This window comes from Pseudomonas sp. B10 (assembly GCF_900156235.1).
Taxonomy (GTDB): Bacteria; Pseudomonadota; Gammaproteobacteria; order Pseudomonadales; family Pseudomonadaceae; genus Aquipseudomonas; species Aquipseudomonas siliginis.
Genome location: NZ_LT707063.1, coordinates 2,309,818 through 2,327,916, shown reverse-complemented (window position 1 = coordinate 2,327,916; position 18,099 = coordinate 2,309,818). Strand labels below are relative to the sequence as shown.

Genomic DNA, 18,099 nt, shown 5'->3' with positions numbered 1-18,099 from the left:
ATGATGTTTGAGCGTTTGCGTGAAGATATCCAAAGCGTATTCCATCGAGACCCGGCGGCGCGTAACGCTTTTGAAGTCCTGACCTGCTACCCCGGCATGCATGCGATCTGGATTCATCGTCTGGCCGGCATGCTCTGGCGCAACGAGTTGAAGTGGCTGGCGCGACTGGTGTCGAACTTCGGTCGCTGGCTGACCGGGATCGAGATTCACCCGGGCGCCAAGGTCGGTCGGCGGTTCTTCATCGACCATGGCATGGGCATCGTCATTGGTGAAACCGCCGAGATCGGCGACGACGTCACTATCTATCAGGGTGTGACCCTCGGCGGCACCAGCTGGAACAAAGGCAAGCGCCACCCGACACTGGGTGACGGCGTGGTGGTTGGTGCTGGCGCCAAGGTGCTTGGCCCGTTCACGGTGGGTGCCGGCGCCAAAGTCGGCTCCAATGCTGTGGTCACCAAGGAAGTGCCGCCGGGCGCAACGGTGGTGGGGATTCCGGGGCGGATCATCGTCAAGACCGATGAAGAGCAGGACGCCAAGCGCAAAGCCATGGCGGAAAAGATCGGTTTCGACGCCTACGGTGTCAGCGAAGACATGCCCGACCCGGTGGCGCGCGCCATTGGCCAGTTGCTCGATCATCTGCAAGCGGTGGACGGGCGTCTGGAAGGCATGTGCGGCGCACTGAAGGATCTGGGCAGCAATTACTGTGCGAAAGATCTGCCTGAGCTGCGCGAAGAAGACTTCGCTTGCGTCAAGGGCAAGGACGAATCGAAAGCCGGCTGAACCGCGGCGCTGCTTTTCGCGAGCAGGCTCGCTCCCACAAGAGCAATGCATTCCAATGTGGGAGCGAGCCCGCTCGCGAAGAACGATCACGCGGTTGCGCTGGCTGTCCGCGCCCCGTCTTTGCTATAGTGCGCGCGCTCTTTTGCGGGTAAACCCGACTAAAGCACTAGGTCTTATAGTTGACTTAAATGCTCGGGAATTGCATACTCCCGCCCATTCCGAACTCCGTGGTAACTGTCCATGCGACTGACTACAAAAGGCCGATACGCCGTGACCGCCATGCTTGACCTGGCGTTGCACGCGCAGCACGGGCCGGTGTCTCTGGCCGATATCTCCGAGCGCCAAGGCATCTCCCTGTCCTACCTCGAACAGCTGTTCGCCAAGCTGCGCCGCAGCAACCTGGTTTCCAGCGTTCGCGGTCCGGGTGGTGGCTACCAGTTGTCCCGCGACATGCAGGGCATCCAGGTCGCCCAGGTGATTGATGCGGTGAACGAATCGGTCGATGCCACCAAGTGCCAGGGCCAGGGCGATTGCCATTCCGGTGATACCTGCCTGACCCATCATCTGTGGTGCGACTTGAGCCTGCAGATTCACGAATTTCTGAGCGGTATCAGCTTGGCCGACCTTGTGACTCGCCGTGAGGTACAAGAAGTGGCCCAGCGTCAGGACCAGCGCCGTTGCAGCAGCAAGGCGCCACGCCTGGACAAGATTGAAGCGTCCGCCGTCGAATGACAGCCGAAGAGCTACCCGCGGCACGCCAGCCCTGATTTAGGAGATAGTCCATGAAATTGCCGATTTACCTTGATTACTCTGCAACCACCCCGGTTGATCCGCGCGTTGCGCAGAAAATGAGTGAATGCCTGCTGGTCGACGGAAACTTCGGTAACCCGGCGTCCCGTTCCCACGTGTTCGGCTGGAAGGCTGAAGAGTCCGTCGAAAACGCTCGTCGTCAGGTGGCCGATCTGGTCAATGCCGACCCGCGTGAAATCGTCTGGACCTCCGGCGCCACCGAATCCGACAACCTGGCGATCAAGGGCGCGGCACATTTCTACGCCTCCAAAGGCAAGCACCTGATCACCAGCAAGATCGAGCACAAGGCTGTCCTCGACACCATGCGCCAGCTGGAGCGTGAAGGCTTCGAAGTGACTTACCTCGAGCCGACCGAAGACGGTCTGATCACCCCGGCAATGATCGATGCTGCACTGCGCGAAGACACCATTCTGGTGTCGGTGATGCACGTCAACAACGAAATCGGCACCATCAACGACATCGCTGCAATCGGCGAGATGCTGCGCGCCAAAGGCGTGCTGTTCCATGTCGACGCGGCTCAGTCCACCGGCAAGGTCGAAATCGATCTGCAGAAGCTGAAAGTCGACATGATGTCGTTCTCCGCCCACAAGACTTATGGCCCTAAAGGCATCGGCGCGCTGTACGTCAGCCGCAAGCCGCGTGTGCGCATCGAAGCGACCATGCACGGCGGCGGTCACGAGCGCGGCATGCGTTCCGGCACCCTGGCGACCCACCAGATCGTCGGCATGGGCGAAGCGTTCCGCGTAGCCAAGGAAGACATGGCTGCCGAAAACGTGCGCATCAAAGCCTTGAGCGATCGCTTCTACAAGCAGGTCGAGCACCTGGAAGAGCTGTACGTCAACGGCAGCCTGACCGCCCGCGTTCCGCACAACCTGAACCTGAGCTTCAACTACGTTGAAGGCGAGTCGCTGATCATGGCGCTCAAGGATCTGGCGGTATCGTCCGGTTCGGCCTGCACCTCGGCGTCGCTGGAGCCTTCGTACGTACTGCGTGCCCTGGGCCGCAACGACGAACTGGCACACAGCTCGATCCGCTTTACCTTCGGCCGTTTCACCACCGAAGAAGAAATCGACTACGCCGCGCAGAAAGTCTGCGAGGCCGTTACCAAGCTGCGCGCTCTGTCGCCGCTGTGGGACATGTACAAAGACGGCGTCGATATCTCGAAAATCGAGTGGGCGGCACACTAACTATAGAAGCCGCCGGATACAGATCCTGTAGCGACGCGGCGGTTAACGCAGCGCAGTTGCAGGGTCTCAAGAGCGGCCCTGATGAGTGAGGATTGAGAATCATGGCTTACAGCGAAAAGGTCATCGACCACTACGAAAACCCGCGCAACGTCGGCAAGATGAACGCGGAAGATCCTGATGTCGGCACCGGCATGGTCGGCGCTCCGGCGTGCGGCGACGTGATGCGTCTGCAGATCAAGGTCAACGATCAGGGCGTTATCGAAGACGCCAAGTTCAAGACCTACGGTTGCGGTTCGGCAATCGCCTCCAGCTCCCTCGCCACCGAGTGGATGAAGGGCAAGACCCTGGACGAAGCCGAAACCATCAAGAACACTCAGCTGGCCGAAGAACTGGCCCTGCCGCCAGTGAAAATCCACTGCTCCGTGCTCGCTGAAGACGCTATCAAAGCGGCTGTTCGCGACTACAAGCAGAAGAAAGGCTTGATCTGAATTTCAAGATTCGGCGACGAGTAAGGAGTCAACGATGGCTATCAGCATGACAGAAGCGGCTGCTCGACACGTGCGGCGCTCCCTCGACGGGCGCGGCAAAGGTGAAGGGATTCGTCTGGGTGTTCGCACCACAGGCTGTTCCGGCCTTGCCTACGTGCTGGAGTTTGTCGACGAGGTAGTGGCGGAAGATCAGGTGTTCGAGAGTCACGGCGAAAAGGTGATCATCGACCCGAAAAGCCTGGCCTACCTGGACGGCACCGAGCTCGATTTCGTCAAGGAAGGGTTGAACGAAGGCTTCAAGTTCAACAACCCCAACGTGCGCGGTGAATGTGGCTGCGGCGAAAGCTTCAACATCTGAGGCTGGTCGTGGGTATTCCTTGTCATTTCGCTTTATTCGAGCTGCAACCGAGCTTCCGCCTGGATCTCGAGCAGTTGGCCACGCGCTACCGTGAGTTGGCGCGCGGCGTCCATCCTGACCGTTTTGCCGATGCATCCGAACGCGAGCAGCGCTCGGCGCTCGAGCAATCGGCGCGGCTCAACGACGCCTACCAGACGCTCAAGAGCCCGGCCCAGCGCGCACGCTACCTGCTGAAAATCAGCGGGCATGAAGTGCCGATGGAAGTCACCGTCCACGATCCCGAGTTTCTTCTGCAGCAGATGCAATGGCGCGAAGAGCTCGAAGATCTGCAGGACAGTGCCGACCTCGACGGTGTCGCGGTATTCAAGCGTCGTTTGAAGGCAGCTCAGGAACAGCTCAACGAAAGCTTCGCAGCCTGTTGGGATGATGCAGCGCAACGCGAGCAGGCCGAACGCCTGATGCGGCGCATGCAGTTCCTCGACAAGCTCACCTACGAAGTGCGCCAGCTGGAAGAGCGCCTCGACGATTAACCCAGTGCTGCCCTGATTGCACGCTGACAGACAGACAAGACCTGATCACCATGGCTCTACTGCAGATCGCCGAACCCGGCCAAAGTCCTCAACCGCACCAGCGCCGTCTGGCTGTGGGCATCGACTTGGGTACTACCAATTCGCTGGTCGCTGCGCTGCGCAGTGGTCTTTCCGAACCGCTGGCCGACGCCAACGGGCAGGTCATCCTGCCGTCCGCCGTGCGTTATCACGCCGACCGCGTCGAAGTCGGTGAGTCCGCCAAGCTGGCAGCAGCCTCCGATCCCCTGAACACCGTGCTCTCGGTCAAGCGCTTGATGGGTCGTGGTCTGTCCGACGTAAAGCAATTGGGCGAGCAACTGCCGTACCGCTTTGTCGGCGGCGAATCGCACATGCCGTTCATCGACACCGTGCAAGGCCCGAAAAGCCCGGTTGAAGTCTCCGCCGATATCCTCAAGGTCCTGCGTCAGCGCGCTGAAGCGACCTTGGGTGGCGAACTGGTTGGCGCGGTAATCACCGTTCCTGCCTACTTCGACGATGCGCAGCGTCAGGCCACCAAAGATGCGGCCAAACTCGCCGGTCTGAACGTGTTGCGTCTGCTCAACGAACCGACCGCTGCCGCTGTAGCGTACGGTCTGGATCAACACGCTGAAGGCCTGGTTGCAATTTATGACCTTGGTGGCGGTACGTTCGATATTTCCATTCTGCGTCTGACTGGCGGCGTCTTTGAAGTTCTGGCCACTGGCGGCGACAGCGCGCTGGGCGGCGATGACTTCGATCACGCGATTGCCGGCTGGATCATTGAGAGCGCTGGCCTGTCCGCCGATCTCGACCCGGGCGCACAACGCAATCTGCTGCAAACTGCCTGTGCGGCCAAAGAAGCTTTGACCGACGCCGCCAGCGTTGAAGTGGCTTACGGCGACTGGAAAGCCCAGTTGACCCGCGAAGCCTTCGATGCGCTGATCGAGCCAATGGTCGCGCGCAGTCTGAAAGCCTGCCGCCGCGCGGTTCGCGATTCCGGTATCGAACTGGAAGACGTCCACGCCGTGGTCATGGTCGGCGGTTCGACCCGCGTGCCACGTGTTCGTGAAGCCGTTGCCGAAGCCTTCGGTCGTCAGCCATTGACGGAAATCGACCCGGATCAAGTGGTGGCCATCGGGGCCGCGATCCAGGCCGACACCCTGGCTGGCAACAAGCGCGATGGCGGCGAACTGCTGCTGCTCGACGTGATTCCTCTGTCCCTGGGGCTGGAAACCATGGGCGGGCTGATGGAGAAGGTGATTCCGCGCAACACCACCATCCCCGTCGCGCGCGCCCAGGACTTCACCACTTATAAAGACGGCCAGTCGGCCATGGCGATCCACGTGTTGCAGGGCGAGCGCGAGCTGATCAGCGACTGCCGCTCTCTGGCACGTTTCGAATTGCGCGGCATTCCGGCGATGGTGGCCGGTGCGGCGAAAATTCGCGTGACCTTCCAGGTCGATGCCGACGGTCTGCTCAGCGTGTCTGCCCGTGAATTGGGCTCGGGCGTTGAAGCGAGCATTCAGGTCAAACCTTCCTATGGTCTGACCGATGGCGAAATCGCCAAGATGCTCAAAGATTCGTTCCAGCACGCCAATGACGACAAGGTCGCCCGTGTTCTGCGTGAGCAGCAAGTCGATGCCCAACGCCTGCTCGAAGCGGTGCAGGGCGCGCTGGAGGCCGATGGCGAGCGATTGCTCGACGCCGAAGAGCGCATGGTCATCGAACTGCAAATGCAGGAACTGGCCGAACTGATGAAAGGTACCGATGGCTACGCCATCGAGCAGCAGACCAAGCGTCTGTCGCAAGTGACCGATGCTTTTGCTGCCCGCCGCATGGATCTGACGGTGAAAGCCGCTCTGTCGGGGCGCAACCTGAATGAAATCGAGGATATCTGATGCCGCAGGTCATTTTTCTGCCCCACGAGAAGTTCTGCCCTGAAGGCATGGTGGTCGAGGCTGCGCCCGGCACATCGATTCTCGAACTGGCCCACGAACACCATATCGAGATGGAAAGCGCGTGCGGCGGCGTCTGCGCCTGCACCACCTGCCACTGCATCATCCGCGAGGGTTTTAACTCGCTGGAAGAGGCTGACGAGCTGGAAGAGGATTTCCTTGATCGTGCCTGGGGCCTTGAGGCGCAATCGCGTCTGGCTTGCCAGGCCATCGTCGGTGAGGAAGACCTCACCGTCGAGATTCCGAAATATTCGCTTAACCATGCGGCCGAAGCGCCGCACTGACTGGTAAGACTGTCATGAGCTACGGGTGGAATGATGTTCAACGCATTGCAGAAGAATTGGCGGAAGCCAAGCCGGATGTAGATCCGCTTTCTGTCAATTTCGTCGACCTGCAGCGATGGATCATGGAACTGCCTGACTTCGACAACACCTCCGGCCGTGTCGGCGAGAAGGTGTTGGAAGCGGTTCAGGCGCTCTGGATCGAAGAAGTCGACTGATCGTCCTCGCAGGTTAGGCAATACCAAAGAACCCGCGTATAATTCGCGGGTTTAATTTTTCGCAAATTACCGTTTCTGGAGTTACACCATGGCTGTTCAACGTACTTTCTCCATCATCAAGCCTGACGCCGTTGCTAAAAACGTGATCGGCAAGATCACCACTCGCTTCGAAGACGCTGGCCTGCGCGTTGTAGCTTCGAAACTGAAGCAACTGTCCAAAGCCGAAGCCGAAGGCTTCTACGCTGAGCACAGCGAGCGCGGTTTCTTCGGTGACCTGGTTGCTTTCATGACTTCCGGTCCGGTTGTCGTTCAGGTTCTGGAAGGCGAAAACGCTATCGCTCGCAACCGTGAGCTGATGGGCGCTACCAACCCTAAAGAAGCTGCTGCCGGCACCATCCGTGCTGACTTCGCTGAATCGATCGACGCCAACGCCGTTCACGGTTCGGACTCCGAAGCTGCTGCCGCTCGCGAAATCGCTTACTTCTTCGCAGCTACTGAAGTAACCACTCGCTAAGCATTGCTTGCAGAGTGAAGGTGAATCCATGACTACATCGACTGTTAAAACAAACCTGCTGGGTCTGACCCAGCCGGAAATGGAAAAATTCTTCGACTCAATCGGGGAGAAGCGTTTCCGTGCCGGTCAGGTAATGAAATGGATTCACCACTTTGGCGTCGATGATTTCGACGCCATGACGAACGTCAGCAAAGCCTTGCGCGACAAGCTCAAGGCCATTGCTGAAGTGCGTGGTCCGGAAGTGGTCAGCGAGGACATCTCCAGCGACGGCACCCGTAAATGGGTGGTGCGCGTGGCGTCCGGCAGCTGCGTCGAGACCGTGTACATTCCCCAGGGCAAGCGCGGCACCTTGTGCGTTTCGTCCCAGGCAGGCTGTGCCCTGGATTGCAGTTTCTGCTCCACCGGCAAGCAAGGCTTCAACAGCAACCTCACCGCCGCCGAAGTCATCGGTCAGGTGTGGATTGCCAACAAATCTTTCGGCAGCGTCCCGGCCACCGTCGACCGCGCCATCACCAACGTGGTGATGATGGGCATGGGCGAGCCGTTGCTGAACTTCGACAACGTCGTCGCCGCCATGCATCTGATGATGGATGACCTCGGCTACGGGATCTCCAAGCGCCGCGTGACCCTGTCCACCTCGGGTGTGGTGCCGATGATCGATGAGCTGGCCAAGCACATCGACGTGTCCCTGGCGTTGTCCCTGCACGCACCAAATGACGCATTGCGTAACCAATTGGTGCCGATCAACAAGAAATATCCGCTTAAGATGCTGCTCGAGTCGTGTCAGCGCTACATGTCCGCCCTTGGCGAGAAACGTGTGCTGACCATCGAGTACACCTTGCTCAAGGACGTCAACGACAAGCTTGAGCACGCAGTGGAAATGATCGAGCTGCTTAAAGACATCCCGTGCAAGATCAACCTGATCCCATTCAATCCGTTCCCGCACTCCGGGTACGAGCGGCCGAGCAACAATGCCATCCGCCGCTTCCAGGATCAGTTGCATCAGGCCGGTTTCAACGTCACCGTGCGCACCACCCGTGGTGAAGACATCGATGCCGCATGTGGTCAATTGGTAGGGCAGGTGCTGGATCGCACCCGTCGCAGCGAACGTTACATCGCCGTGCGCGAGTTGAGCGCCGACAGCGATCTGGCACAGAACGCCGCGAACACTAACTAAGAGAGGATCTCTATGTCCCTGCGCTTTGCGCTGCTGTTGCTGTTGGCCAGCCTGTGTGCTGGTTGTGTCCTGTCGGGTGACTACAACCCGATGAAGACCAGCAAGGGCCGCGATGAAGCGCGGGCTGCCTACGTGCAGCTGGGGCTGGGCTATCTGCAGCAAGGCATGACCGAGCGCGCCAAGGTGCCATTGAAGAAAGCGCTGGAACTGGACGGTTCCGACCCCGACGCCAATGCGGCCCTCGGTCTGGTGTTCCAGGCTGAAATGGAGCCGGCACTGGCCGACGAGCACTTTCGCAAGGCCTTGTCCTCACGTCCCACCGATGCACGCATCCTCAACAACTACGGCAGTTTTCTTTACGAAGAACAGCGCTACAAGGAAGCCTACGAGCGTTTTGAACAAGCGGCCGCCGATACCCTGTATCCTGAGCGCTCGCGGGTCTTCGAAAACCTCGGCATGACCGCCGCCAAGCTTGGTCAGCGTGATCTGGCGCAGCAACAGCTGGAAAAAGCTCTGCGCCTGAATCGCCAACAACCGCGCGCATTGCTGGAAATGGCTGAGTTGTCCTTCGAAGACAGGCATTATGTGCCCGCGCGTGACTATTACGACCGTTTCAGCCAGCTCACCGAACAAAATGCACGTAGTCTATTGCTCGGCGTTCGGCTGGCAAAAGTGTTTGAAGATCGCGACAAGGCAGCCAGTTACGGTCTGCAATTAAAACGACTCTATCCCGGTACGCCGGAATATCAGCAATACCTGTCGGAGCAATGATGAAAGCGGCGCATCCCGAAGTTGTAGCAGCGAATCGCGTAAATCCCGGTGAGACCCTGCGCCAGGCCCGCGAAAGCAATGGCTGGTCGCTGGCCGAAGTGGCCCTCAAGCTCAACCTCACCGTGACGTCCCTGAGCAATCTTGAAGCCGGCGCTTTCGACAAGCTGCCGGGGCATACCTTCGCTCGCGGTTACATTCGCGCCTATGCCAAATTGCTCGGCATGGACCAGACCGTTCTGGTTCAGCAGTTCGACCAGTCCACCGGCACCGATTCCCAGGGCAGCAACGTTCACGCCCTCGGTCGTATCGAAGAGCCAGTGCGCGTTTCCCACACCATTTTGCGTATTGTCAGCCTGTTGCTGCTGATTGCGGTCATCGGCGGCGGTTTCGTCTGGTGGCAGGATCAGACCTCGCAGCGCACCCGCGATCTGACCAGCCTGGCGCCGGAACACGTCGAAGTCGAAGGCGCGGACGGCACCACGCAGATCCACCCGATCGACGAGCCGGAAGATCAGGCTGTCGCCGAAAATCAGGCCGACAGTTCGACAACGCTGGCCTTGCCGCAGTCGGAAACCAGTGCCGAATCGACCGGCGCCGAATCTGCTGCGCCAGCGACCGAGCCAGCTGCCCCGGCAGTTGCGCCAAGCGCACCGGCACCGACGCCTGCGCCAGTGGGCGCGGCTCCGACCACTCCAGCGCCGAATGTCCCAGCGACACCTGCCCCGACCGCGCCGGTTGCTCAAGCGCCAAGCGCTGAAGCAGCTGCTCCGGTTGCCGGCGAAGGCCAGGTGCAGTTGCAGTTCACCGGCGATTGCTGGGCACAGGTGACCGATGGCCGTGGCAAAGTGATTTTCAGCGGCCTGAAGCATAAGGGCGACAGCGTAAGTGTTTCCGGCAAGCCGCCGCTCGCCGTACGTCTGGGCGTTGCCCGCGCGGCGCAGGTCAGCTACAACGGCCAACCGGTCGATATCGCTCCGTTCACCAGTGGCGAGACTGCTCGCCTGAAGTTGGGTCAATAAGTCATGCACGGCGAATCTCCAATCAAACGTCGCGAATCGCGCAAGATCTGGGTCGGCAACGTACCGGTGGGCGGCGACGCGCCGATCGCTGTGCAGAGCATGACCAACAGCGACACCAATGACGTCGCCGCGACCGTGGCGCAGATCAATCGTCTGGAAGCCGCCGGCGTCGACATCGTTCGCGTCTCGGTGCCGGACATGGACGCCGCCGAGGCGTTCGGCAAGATCAAGCAACTGGTCAAAGTGCCGTTGGTGGCTGACATCCACTTCGACTACAAAATCGCCTTGCGCGTGGCCGAACTGGGTGTGGACTGCCTGCGTATCAACCCGGGCAACATCGGTCGCGAAGACCGCGTGCGTGCCGTGGTCGATGCCGCCCGTGATCGCGGCATTCCGATCCGCATCGGCGTCAACGCCGGTTCCCTGGAAAAAGACCTGCAGAAGAAATACGGCGAGCCGACCCCGGCCGCATTGGTCGAATCCGCGCTGCGCCACGTTGAACACCTCGAACGCCTGAATTTCCAGGACTTCAAGGTCAGCGTGAAAGCCTCCGACGTGTTCATGGCCGTCGAAGCCTACCGTTTGCTGGCGAAAGAAATCGTCCAGCCGCTGCACCTCGGCATCACTGAAGCTGGCGGTTTGCGCTCGGGCACGGTGAAATCCGCCGTGGGCCTAGGTATGCTGCTCGCCGAAGGGATTGGCGATACTATCCGCATCTCGCTGGCGGCCGACCCGGTCGAGGAAGTGAAGGTCGGTTACGACATTCTCAAGTCTTTGCATCTGCGTTCCCGTGGCATCAACTTCATCGCCTGCCCGAGCTGCTCGCGGCAGAACTTCGATGTGGTCAAGACCATGAACGAGCTGGAAGGGCGCCTTGAAGACCTGCTGGTGCCGCTGGATGTCGCGGTCATCGGTTGCGTGGTCAACGGCCCCGGCGAAGCCAAGGAAGCCCATATCGGCTTGACCGGCGGCACGCCAAACCTGATTTACATCGACGGCAAGCCGTCGCAGAAGCTGACGAATGACAATCTGGTGGACGAGCTGGAAAAGCTGATCCGCCAGAAAGCGGCCGAAAAGGTCGAAGCTGACGCTGCCGTTATCGCGCGCGGCTGATCGAATGAATTAAGGAAATTTTGTGAGCAAGTCTCTGCAAGCCATTCGTGGCATGAACGACATCCTGCCCGAACAGACCCCGCTGTGGCGTTATTTCGAAGGCACTGTGGCGCGTCTGCTGGATAACTACGGTTACAAGCAGATCCGCATGCCGATCGTCGAGTTCACCGAGCTGTTCAAGCGCTCGATCGGCGAAGTGACCGACATCGTCGAAAAAGAGATGTACACCTTCGAAGACCGCAACGGCGACTCCCTGACCTTGCGTCCGGAAGGTACCGCGGCGTGCGTGCGTGCCGTACTCGAGCACGGCATCACCGGCGGTGGTCAGGTGCAGAAACTCTGGTACATCGGCCCGATGTTCCGCCACGAGCGTCCGCAGAAAGGCCGTTATCGTCAGTTTCACCAGATCGGTCTGGAGGTGTTCAACCTCGACGGTCCGGACATCGACGCCGAGCTGATCATCATGACCTGGCGCCTGTGGGGCGAGCTGGGCATTCGTGATGCGGTCAAGCTCGAACTCAACAGCCTTGGCACCAGCGAATCCCGTGGTCGCTATCGTGAAGCGCTGGTCGAGTACCTCTCGGCGCACCACGACAAGCTCGACGAAGACAGCCAGCGTCGCCTGAAAACCAACCCGCTGCGCGTGCTCGACACGAAAAATGCCGACACCCAGGCCGTGCTGGTCGATGCGCCGAAAATGGCCGACTACCTCGACGACGAGTCCCGCGCTCACTTCGAAGGCCTGAAGGCGCGTCTGGATGCCGTCGGCATTCCTTACGTGCTCAATCCGAAACTGGTGCGTGGCCTCGATTACTACAGCAAAACCGTTTTCGAATGGGTCACCGACAAGCTCGGCGCCCAGGGCACCGTGTGCGCGGGCGGCCGTTACGACGGTCTGGTCGAGCAGATGGGCGGCAAGCCAACCCCGGGCGTCGGTTTCGCCATGGGCATCGAGCGTCTGGTATTGATGCTCGAAACCCTTGAGCAGATTCCGCAGGAAATTGCCCGTCAGGTCGACGTCTACCTCTGCGCCTTCGGTGAAGAGGCCGAGCTGGCCGGTCTGGCCCTGGCCGAACGGGTTCGCGATGAACTTCCAAACCTGCGCCTGCAAGTCAATGCCGGCGCCGGCAGTTTCAAAAGCCAGTTCAAGAAGGCCGACAAGAGCGGTGCGCTGTACGCATTGATCCTCGGTGACGACGAAATGGCCCAGCAAGTGGTAGGTTTCAAACCCCTGCGTGGCCAGGGCGAACAACAAAGCATTGCCTGGGATGCGCTTGCCGCTCACCTGGCCACCTGCGTCGTGCAGGGTTGAAGCTGTCTTAACAGCCGATTTAGCGATTAAGGAGTATTGGGGTGTCGAGTACCGAAGACGAACAGTTGGCGGATTTGAAGGACTGGTGGACACGCAACGGCAAACCTCTGGTCACCGGCGGCCTGTTGGCGCTGGTCATCGTGTTCGGCTGGCAGGCCTGGCACAAATATCAGAGCAACCAGTCGCAAGGCGCCTCGGTGCTCTATCAGCAATTGCTGGAAACCACGCTGACGCCTGACGGCAAGCCTGATGCCGCCCGCGTTGCGGATCTGGCCGGCAAGCTCAACAGCGAATACGGCGGTTCTGCCTATGCGCAATACGGCAGCCTGTTCGTCGCCAAAGTGGCGGTTGACAGCGGCAAGCTGGACGACGCGGCAACCGAACTCAAAGCCATCGTCGACAAACCGGCCAACCCGGCGCTGGGCGAAATCGCCCGTCAGCGTCTGGCGCAGGTGCTGGGCGCGCAGGACAAGGCCGAAGACGCCCTGAAACTGCTCGACGGCGATGCCGACAAAGCGTTCCTGGCCACTCGCGAAGAACTCAAGGGCGACCTGCTGGTGCGCTTGGGCCGTACCGATGACGCGAACAAGGCGTATCAAAAAGCCAAGGCGGCACTGTCGGATGAAGCGGCGGTCGGTGGCCTTCAAATCAAGCTCGACGACCTGGCCAAAGGGGATGCGTGACGTGATCCGTTGGAAGCATGCAGCATTGCTGGCTCTGGCCCTTCTGGCCGCGGGTTGCAGCAGCAACAGCAAGAAAGAATTGCCACCGGCCGAGCTGACCGACTTCAAAGAAGAAGTGGTTCTGCAGAAGCAATGGAGCCGCTCGATCGGTGACGGTCAGGGCGAGACCTACAACATGCTGGTGCCGGCGATCGACGGTGACACCATCTACGCCGCCGATGTTACCGGTGTCGTAATGGCCATGGATCGCAGCAATGGCGACGTGAAGTGGGACCAGGATCTGGAACTGCCTGTCTCCGGCGCCGTTGGCGTGGGTTACGGTCTGGTACTGATCGGTACCCTGCGTGGCGAAGTCGTCGCTCTGGACACCAGCAACGGTGAAGAGAAGTGGCGTGCCCGCGTCAACAGTGAAGTCCTCGCGCCGCCGGCCAACAATGGCGACGTGGTCGTTGTGCAGACCCAGGACGATCGTCTGATCGGTCTGGACGCTGCCACCGGCAACCAGCGCTGGGTGTATGACAGCACCCCGGCGGTCCTGACCCTGCGTGGCACCAGTGCTCCGCTGGTGACCAACCGTCTGGCGGTAGCTGGCCTGTCGACCGGTAAAGTGGTCGCGCTGGACATCTCCAACGGCGTGCCGGTGTGGGAACAACGCATCGCCATTCCACAGGGTCGTTCGGAACTGGAGCGCGTGGTCGACATCGACGGCGGTCTGCTGCTGTCCGGCGGCACGCTGTACGTGGCCAGCTATCAGGGTCGCGTTGCGGCACTGGACCTGGAAAGCGGTCGTCAACTGTGGCAGCGCGATGCGTCGAGCTACGCCGGTATCGCTCAGGGTTTCGGCAGCGTCTACGTGAGCCTGTCCTCGGGCACCGTTGAAGGCGTCGACGAGCGTTCGACCACCGCACTGTGGAGCAACGACTCGCTGGCTCGCCGTCAACTGTCGGCACCGGAAGTGTTCTCCAGCTACGTAGCTGTGGGTGACCTGGAAGGTTATCTGCATCTGCTGAGTCAGGTCGACGGTCGTTTCGTCGGCCGTGAGCGCATCGACAGCGACGGCCTGCGTGCCCGTCCGTTGGTGGTGGGCGACACGATTTATGTGTATGGCAACAGCGGCAAACTGGAAGCCCTGACCATCAAGTAACAACTATGCTTGGGGTTCATCCCCAAGCGGCCCTGCATCAGCAGGGTTTGCAGCGCCCCCGGGTGTTGCCCCGAGCACCAGCCGCTGCCTCGCAGCGGCTTTTGTATTTTCTGAAATAACGAAGTGGAGAGCCGCATGGTTCCCGTAATCGCCCTGGTGGGCCGACCGAACGTCGGCAAGTCCACCTTGTTCAACCGCCTGACCAGGACGCGTGACGCCATCGTCGGCGACCTGTCCGGTCTGACCCGTGATCGCCAGTACGGTGAGGCCAAGTGGCAAGGGCGTTCCTACATTCTGATCGACACCGGCGGTATCTCCGGTGACGAACATGGTATGGACGAAAAAATGGCCGAGCAGTCGCTGCTGGCCATCGAAGAAGCCGATGTGGTGCTGTTTCTGGTAGATGCCAAGGCCGGTTTTACCGCTGCCGACCAGATGATCGCCGAGCATTTGCGCAAACGTAACAAGCGTTCCCACGTGGTGGCCAACAAGGTCGACAACATCGACCCGGAAATGGCCCGCGCCGAATTCGCCCCGCTGGGCATGGGCCACGCGATCCCGATCGCCGGCGCCCACGGCCGTGGCATCACGCAACTGCTGGAAGCCGCCCTGAGCGAATTCCCGCGCGATGATGACGAGCCGGCTGAAGGCGAAGAGGAAGAAGTCGTTGCCGAAGGCGAGGAAGCCAAGCGCATTCCTGGTCCGAGCGAAAAAGACGGGATCAAGATCGCCATCATCGGTCGTCCGAACGTCGGCAAATCGACCCTGGTCAATCGCATGCTTGGTGAAGACCGGGTCATCGTGTACGACCAGCCGGGCACCACCCGCGACAGCATCTACATTCCGTTCGAGCGCAATGAAGAGAAGTACACGCTGATCGACACCGCCGGTGTGCGCAAGCGCGGCAAGATCCACGAAGAAGTCGAAAAGTTCTCCGTGGTCAAAACCCTGCAGGCGATCAAAGACGCCAACGTGGTGATCTTCGTGATGGACGCCCGCGAGGGTGTGGTCGATCACGACCTGAACCTGCTGGGCTTCGCGATCGAATCCGGTCGCGCGCTGGTCATCGCGATCAACAAGTGGGACGGCATGACGCCGAGCGAGCGCGACTTCGTGAAAGTCGAGCTGCAACGTCGTCTGTTCTTCGTCGACTACGCCGACATTCACTTCATCTCGGCGTTGCACGGCACGGGCGTGGGCAACCTCTACGCTTCGGTGCAGAACTCGTTCAAGTCCGCTGTTACCCGCTGGCCGACCAACCGTCTGACCCAGATTCTCGAAGATGCTGTGGGCGAGCACGCGCCGCCGATGGTCAACAACCGCCGGATCAAGCTGCGTTACGCTCACCTCGGTGGTGCGAACCCGCCGATCATCGTGATCCACGGTAACCAGATCGAGAAAGTGCCGAAGTCGTACGTGCGCTATCTGGAGAACACTTACCGTCGTGTACTCAAGCTGGTCGGTACGCCGATCCGCATCGAGTTCAAGGGCGGCGAGAACCCGTACGAAGGCAACAAGAACACGCTGACCGACCGCCAGGTCAACAAGAAGCGTCGCTTGATGTCGCACAACAAGAAAGCCAGCAAGAAGCGCCGCGACAAGAAGTAGAAGCAGCTGCGAGTTTCAAGCTGCAAGCTGCAAGTAAAAGCGGTAAAGCAGAGAGGGCTTCGTATGAAGCCCTTTTTTGTGGGCGCGGGTTTTTGCTTGCAGCTTGCAGCTTGACGCTTGAAACTTGCAGCTCACCTGCAAGGGGCCTCCGATGATCACCAGCAAGCTGCCGAATGTCGGCATCACTATTTTCACGCAGATGTCTCAGCTCGCGGCGCAGACCGGCGCGATCAACCTGTCCCAGGGGTTCCCGGATTTCGACGGCCCGCAGTCGTTGCGTGATGCGGTCGGGCGGCATATCGCCAGTGGCCATAACCAGTATTCGCCGATGACCGGTTTGCCGGCGTTGCGTCAGCAGATCGCGGCCAAGATCGCGCGCAGCTATGGCGTGACTGTCGATGCCGATCATGAAGTGACGGTAACGCCCGGTGCGACTCAGGCAATCTTCTGCGCGATTCAGACAGTGATTCACAGCGGCGATGAAGTCATCGTCTTCGATCCGTGCTACGACAGCTACGCACCGGCAACGGAGCTGGCGGGCGGTCGTTGCGTGCATGTGCAGCTGAATCCGGACGATTTCTCCATCGACTTCGACCAGCTCGCTGCGGCCCTGAGCCCGCGGACGAAAATGATCGTCATCAACACCCCGCACAACCCTAGCGGCGCGTTGATCAGCCGCGACGAGCTCGATCAACTGGCGGCGTTGATCCGCGATCGCGACATCTATCTGATCAGCGACGAAGTCTACGAGCACTTGGTTTTCGACGGCGTGCCGCATGTCAGCGTGCTGGCCCATGAAGAGCTGTATCAGCGCGCGTTCGTGGTCAGCTCGTTCGGCAAGACGTACCACGTCACCGGCTGGAAAACCGGCTACGTCGTCGCCCCGCCAGCGCTGACAGCCGAATTGCGCAAGGTGCATCAGTACGTCAGTTTCTGTGGCGTCACGCCGCTGCAATACGCGCTGGCCGATTACATGGCCGAGCACCCGGAACACGTTGAAGAGCTGCCGGGTTTCTATCAGGCCAAGCGCGATCTGTTCTGCGATCTGCTTGCGCCGTCGCGCTTCAGCTTTACCCGAGTCACCGGCACCTATTTCCAGTTGGTCGATTATTCGCAGATTCGTCCTGATCTGAATGATGTCGACATGGCCATGTGGATGACTCGCGAGCACGGTGTCGCGAGCATTCCGGTGTCGGTGTTCTACCAGAATCCACCGCAAGGCCAGCGCCTGATACGCCTGTGCTTTGCCAAACGCGAGGAGACGCTGCGTGAAGCGGCGGCGAAACTATGCGTGATCTGAGTGCATTGCCAGACCTGACCCTGGCGCTGATCCAGACCAGCCTGGCCTGGCACGATCGCCAGGCCAACCTCGAGCATTTCGAGCTGCTGCTGGAGCAGGCCCGGGGAGCCGATCTGATCATCCTGCCGGAGATGTTCACCACCGGATTCTCGATGGAATCAGAAACCCTCGCCGAAGCCGAAAACGGCCCGAGCAGCAAATGGCTGCGGGCGCAGGCAGCGAAGTTCGATGCGGTCATCACTGGCAGCGTGATCATCCAGGCGGCTGACGGCAGCCATCGCAACCGCTTGCTGTGGGCGCGGCCGGACGGTGAAGTGCTGCATTACGACAAGCGTCACCTGTTTCGTATGGCCGGCGAGCACAACCATTACACGCCCGGCGAGCGTCAGGTGCAGTTCGAGCTCAAGGGCTGGCGGATTCGTCCGCTGATCTGCTACGACCTGCGTTTCCCGGTGTGGAGCCGCGACGCGCAGGACACCGATCTGCTGCTGTACACCGCCAACTGGCCGGGCGCACGGCGTCTGCACTGGAATCGCCTGCTGCCGGCACGAGCGATTGAAAATCTCTGCTACGTGGCAGCGGTAAATCGGGTGGGCAGCGATGGCAAAGGCTTCGCGTATACCGGTGACAGTCAGGTGCTGGATTTTCAGGGCGAGACGTTGCTGGCGGCGGGGGAGGCGGATGGTGTGTTCAAGGTGATTCTGGAAGCGGCGCCGTTGGCGGCGTATCGCGAGCGCTTTCCGGCGAACCTGGATGCCGACACTTTCGAGTTCACCTAACGCAGCCGATCGTTCCCACGCTCTGCGTGGGAATGCAGCCCGTGACGCTCCGCG

General features: G+C 60.3%; 20 protein-coding genes. All 20 read left to right on the top strand.

Annotated elements, in window-relative coordinates:
- Positions 1-3 precede the first annotated feature (3 nt).
- Positions 4-780 carry a serine O-acetyltransferase gene (cysE, locus tag BXA01_RS10335; protein ID WP_024014221.1) on the top strand — a complete coding sequence of 259 codons (777 nt, stop codon included), beginning with the start codon at positions 4-6 and terminating at the stop codon, positions 778-780.
- A 240-nt stretch (positions 781-1,020) separates the two neighbouring features.
- Positions 1,021-1,512 carry a Fe-S cluster assembly transcriptional regulator IscR gene (iscR, locus tag BXA01_RS10330; protein WP_016773323.1) on the top strand — a complete coding sequence of 164 codons (492 nt, stop codon included), beginning with the start codon at positions 1,021-1,023 and terminating at the stop codon, positions 1,510-1,512.
- A gap of 50 nt (positions 1,513-1,562) precedes the next feature.
- The gene (locus tag BXA01_RS10325) at positions 1,563-2,777 is read left to right on the top strand and encodes an IscS subfamily cysteine desulfurase (RefSeq protein ID WP_016773324.1); all 1,215 of its coding nucleotides are present in this window, start codon (positions 1,563-1,565) and stop codon (positions 2,775-2,777) included.
- 101 nt (positions 2,778-2,878) lie between these two features.
- Positions 2,879-3,265 (top strand): Fe-S cluster assembly scaffold IscU, encoded by a 387-nt coding sequence (gene iscU / locus BXA01_RS10320; RefSeq protein ID WP_003227907.1) that lies wholly within the window; start codon positions 2,879-2,881, stop codon positions 3,263-3,265.
- 34 nt (positions 3,266-3,299) lie between these two features.
- Complete coding sequence (gene iscA / locus BXA01_RS10315; RefSeq protein WP_003227904.1) at positions 3,300-3,623, top strand: iron-sulfur cluster assembly protein IscA; 324 nt, start codon at positions 3,300-3,302, stop codon at positions 3,621-3,623.
- 8 nt (positions 3,624-3,631) lie between these two features.
- Complete coding sequence (gene hscB, locus BXA01_RS10310) at positions 3,632-4,153, top strand: co-chaperone HscB (protein ID WP_016773325.1); 522 nt, start codon at positions 3,632-3,634, stop codon at positions 4,151-4,153.
- A 50-nt stretch (positions 4,154-4,203) separates the two neighbouring features.
- On the top strand, positions 4,204-6,069 hold the full coding sequence (hscA, locus tag BXA01_RS10305; protein ID WP_073473310.1) for a Fe-S protein assembly chaperone HscA: 1,866 nt from the start codon (positions 4,204-4,206) through the stop codon (positions 6,067-6,069).
- Positions 6,069-6,410, top strand: a complete 342-nt coding sequence (gene fdx, locus BXA01_RS10300) for an ISC system 2Fe-2S type ferredoxin (RefSeq protein ID WP_076564048.1) — start codon at positions 6,069-6,071, stop codon at positions 6,408-6,410. The genes hscA and fdx overlap by 1 nt, the downstream gene beginning before the upstream one ends.
- Before the next feature lie 14 nt (positions 6,411-6,424).
- Positions 6,425-6,625, top strand: a complete 201-nt coding sequence (gene iscX, locus BXA01_RS10295) for a Fe-S cluster assembly protein IscX (RefSeq protein ID WP_027619659.1) — start codon at positions 6,425-6,427, stop codon at positions 6,623-6,625.
- Between the two features lie 88 nt (positions 6,626-6,713).
- A complete protein-coding gene (gene ndk, locus BXA01_RS10290) occupies positions 6,714-7,139 on the top strand; it encodes a nucleoside-diphosphate kinase (RefSeq protein WP_024014216.1) in 426 nt (141 codons plus the stop codon).
- A gap of 28 nt (positions 7,140-7,167) precedes the next feature.
- Entirely contained in the window at positions 7,168-8,316 is a 1,149-nt protein-coding gene (gene rlmN / locus BXA01_RS10285) for a 23S rRNA (adenine(2503)-C(2))-methyltransferase RlmN (RefSeq protein ID WP_024014215.1), read from the top strand.
- 12 nt (positions 8,317-8,328) lie between these two features.
- A complete protein-coding gene (gene pilW / locus BXA01_RS10280; RefSeq protein ID WP_073473307.1) occupies positions 8,329-9,087 on the top strand; it encodes a type IV pilus biogenesis/stability protein PilW in 759 nt (252 codons plus the stop codon).
- Positions 9,087-10,106, top strand: coding sequence for a RodZ domain-containing protein (locus BXA01_RS10275; RefSeq protein WP_076564047.1), 1,020 nt, complete (start codon positions 9,087-9,089; stop codon positions 10,104-10,106). Before pilW ends, BXA01_RS10275 begins: the two co-directional genes overlap by 1 nt.
- 3 nt (positions 10,107-10,109) lie before the next feature.
- A complete protein-coding gene (gene ispG / locus BXA01_RS10270) occupies positions 10,110-11,219 on the top strand; it encodes a flavodoxin-dependent (E)-4-hydroxy-3-methylbut-2-enyl-diphosphate synthase (RefSeq protein WP_016773332.1) in 1,110 nt (369 codons plus the stop codon).
- Positions 11,220-11,241: 22 nt separating this feature from the next.
- Entirely contained in the window at positions 11,242-12,531 is a 1,290-nt protein-coding gene (gene hisS / locus BXA01_RS10265; protein ID WP_016773333.1) for a histidine--tRNA ligase, read from the top strand.
- A gap of 41 nt (positions 12,532-12,572) precedes the next feature.
- Complete coding sequence (locus BXA01_RS10260) at positions 12,573-13,214, top strand: tetratricopeptide repeat protein (protein ID WP_056790153.1); 642 nt, start codon at positions 12,573-12,575, stop codon at positions 13,212-13,214.
- Positions 13,207-14,358, top strand: a complete 1,152-nt coding sequence (bamB, locus tag BXA01_RS10255) for an outer membrane protein assembly factor BamB (RefSeq protein WP_051600540.1) — start codon at positions 13,207-13,209, stop codon at positions 14,356-14,358. Before BXA01_RS10260 ends, bamB begins: the two co-directional genes overlap by 8 nt.
- Positions 14,359-14,493: 135 nt before the next feature.
- Entirely contained in the window at positions 14,494-15,966 is a 1,473-nt protein-coding gene (gene der / locus BXA01_RS10250; protein ID WP_024014210.1) for a ribosome biogenesis GTPase Der, read from the top strand.
- A 151-nt stretch (positions 15,967-16,117) separates the two neighbouring features.
- Positions 16,118-17,266, top strand: coding sequence for a pyridoxal phosphate-dependent aminotransferase (locus BXA01_RS10245; RefSeq protein ID WP_076564046.1), 1,149 nt, complete (start codon positions 16,118-16,120; stop codon positions 17,264-17,266).
- The gene (locus BXA01_RS10240; protein ID WP_076564045.1) at positions 17,254-18,045 is read left to right on the top strand and encodes an amidohydrolase; all 792 of its coding nucleotides are present in this window, start codon (positions 17,254-17,256) and stop codon (positions 18,043-18,045) included. The genes BXA01_RS10245 and BXA01_RS10240 overlap by 13 nt, the downstream gene beginning before the upstream one ends.
- The last annotated feature ends 54 nt before the right edge of the window (positions 18,046-18,099 follow it).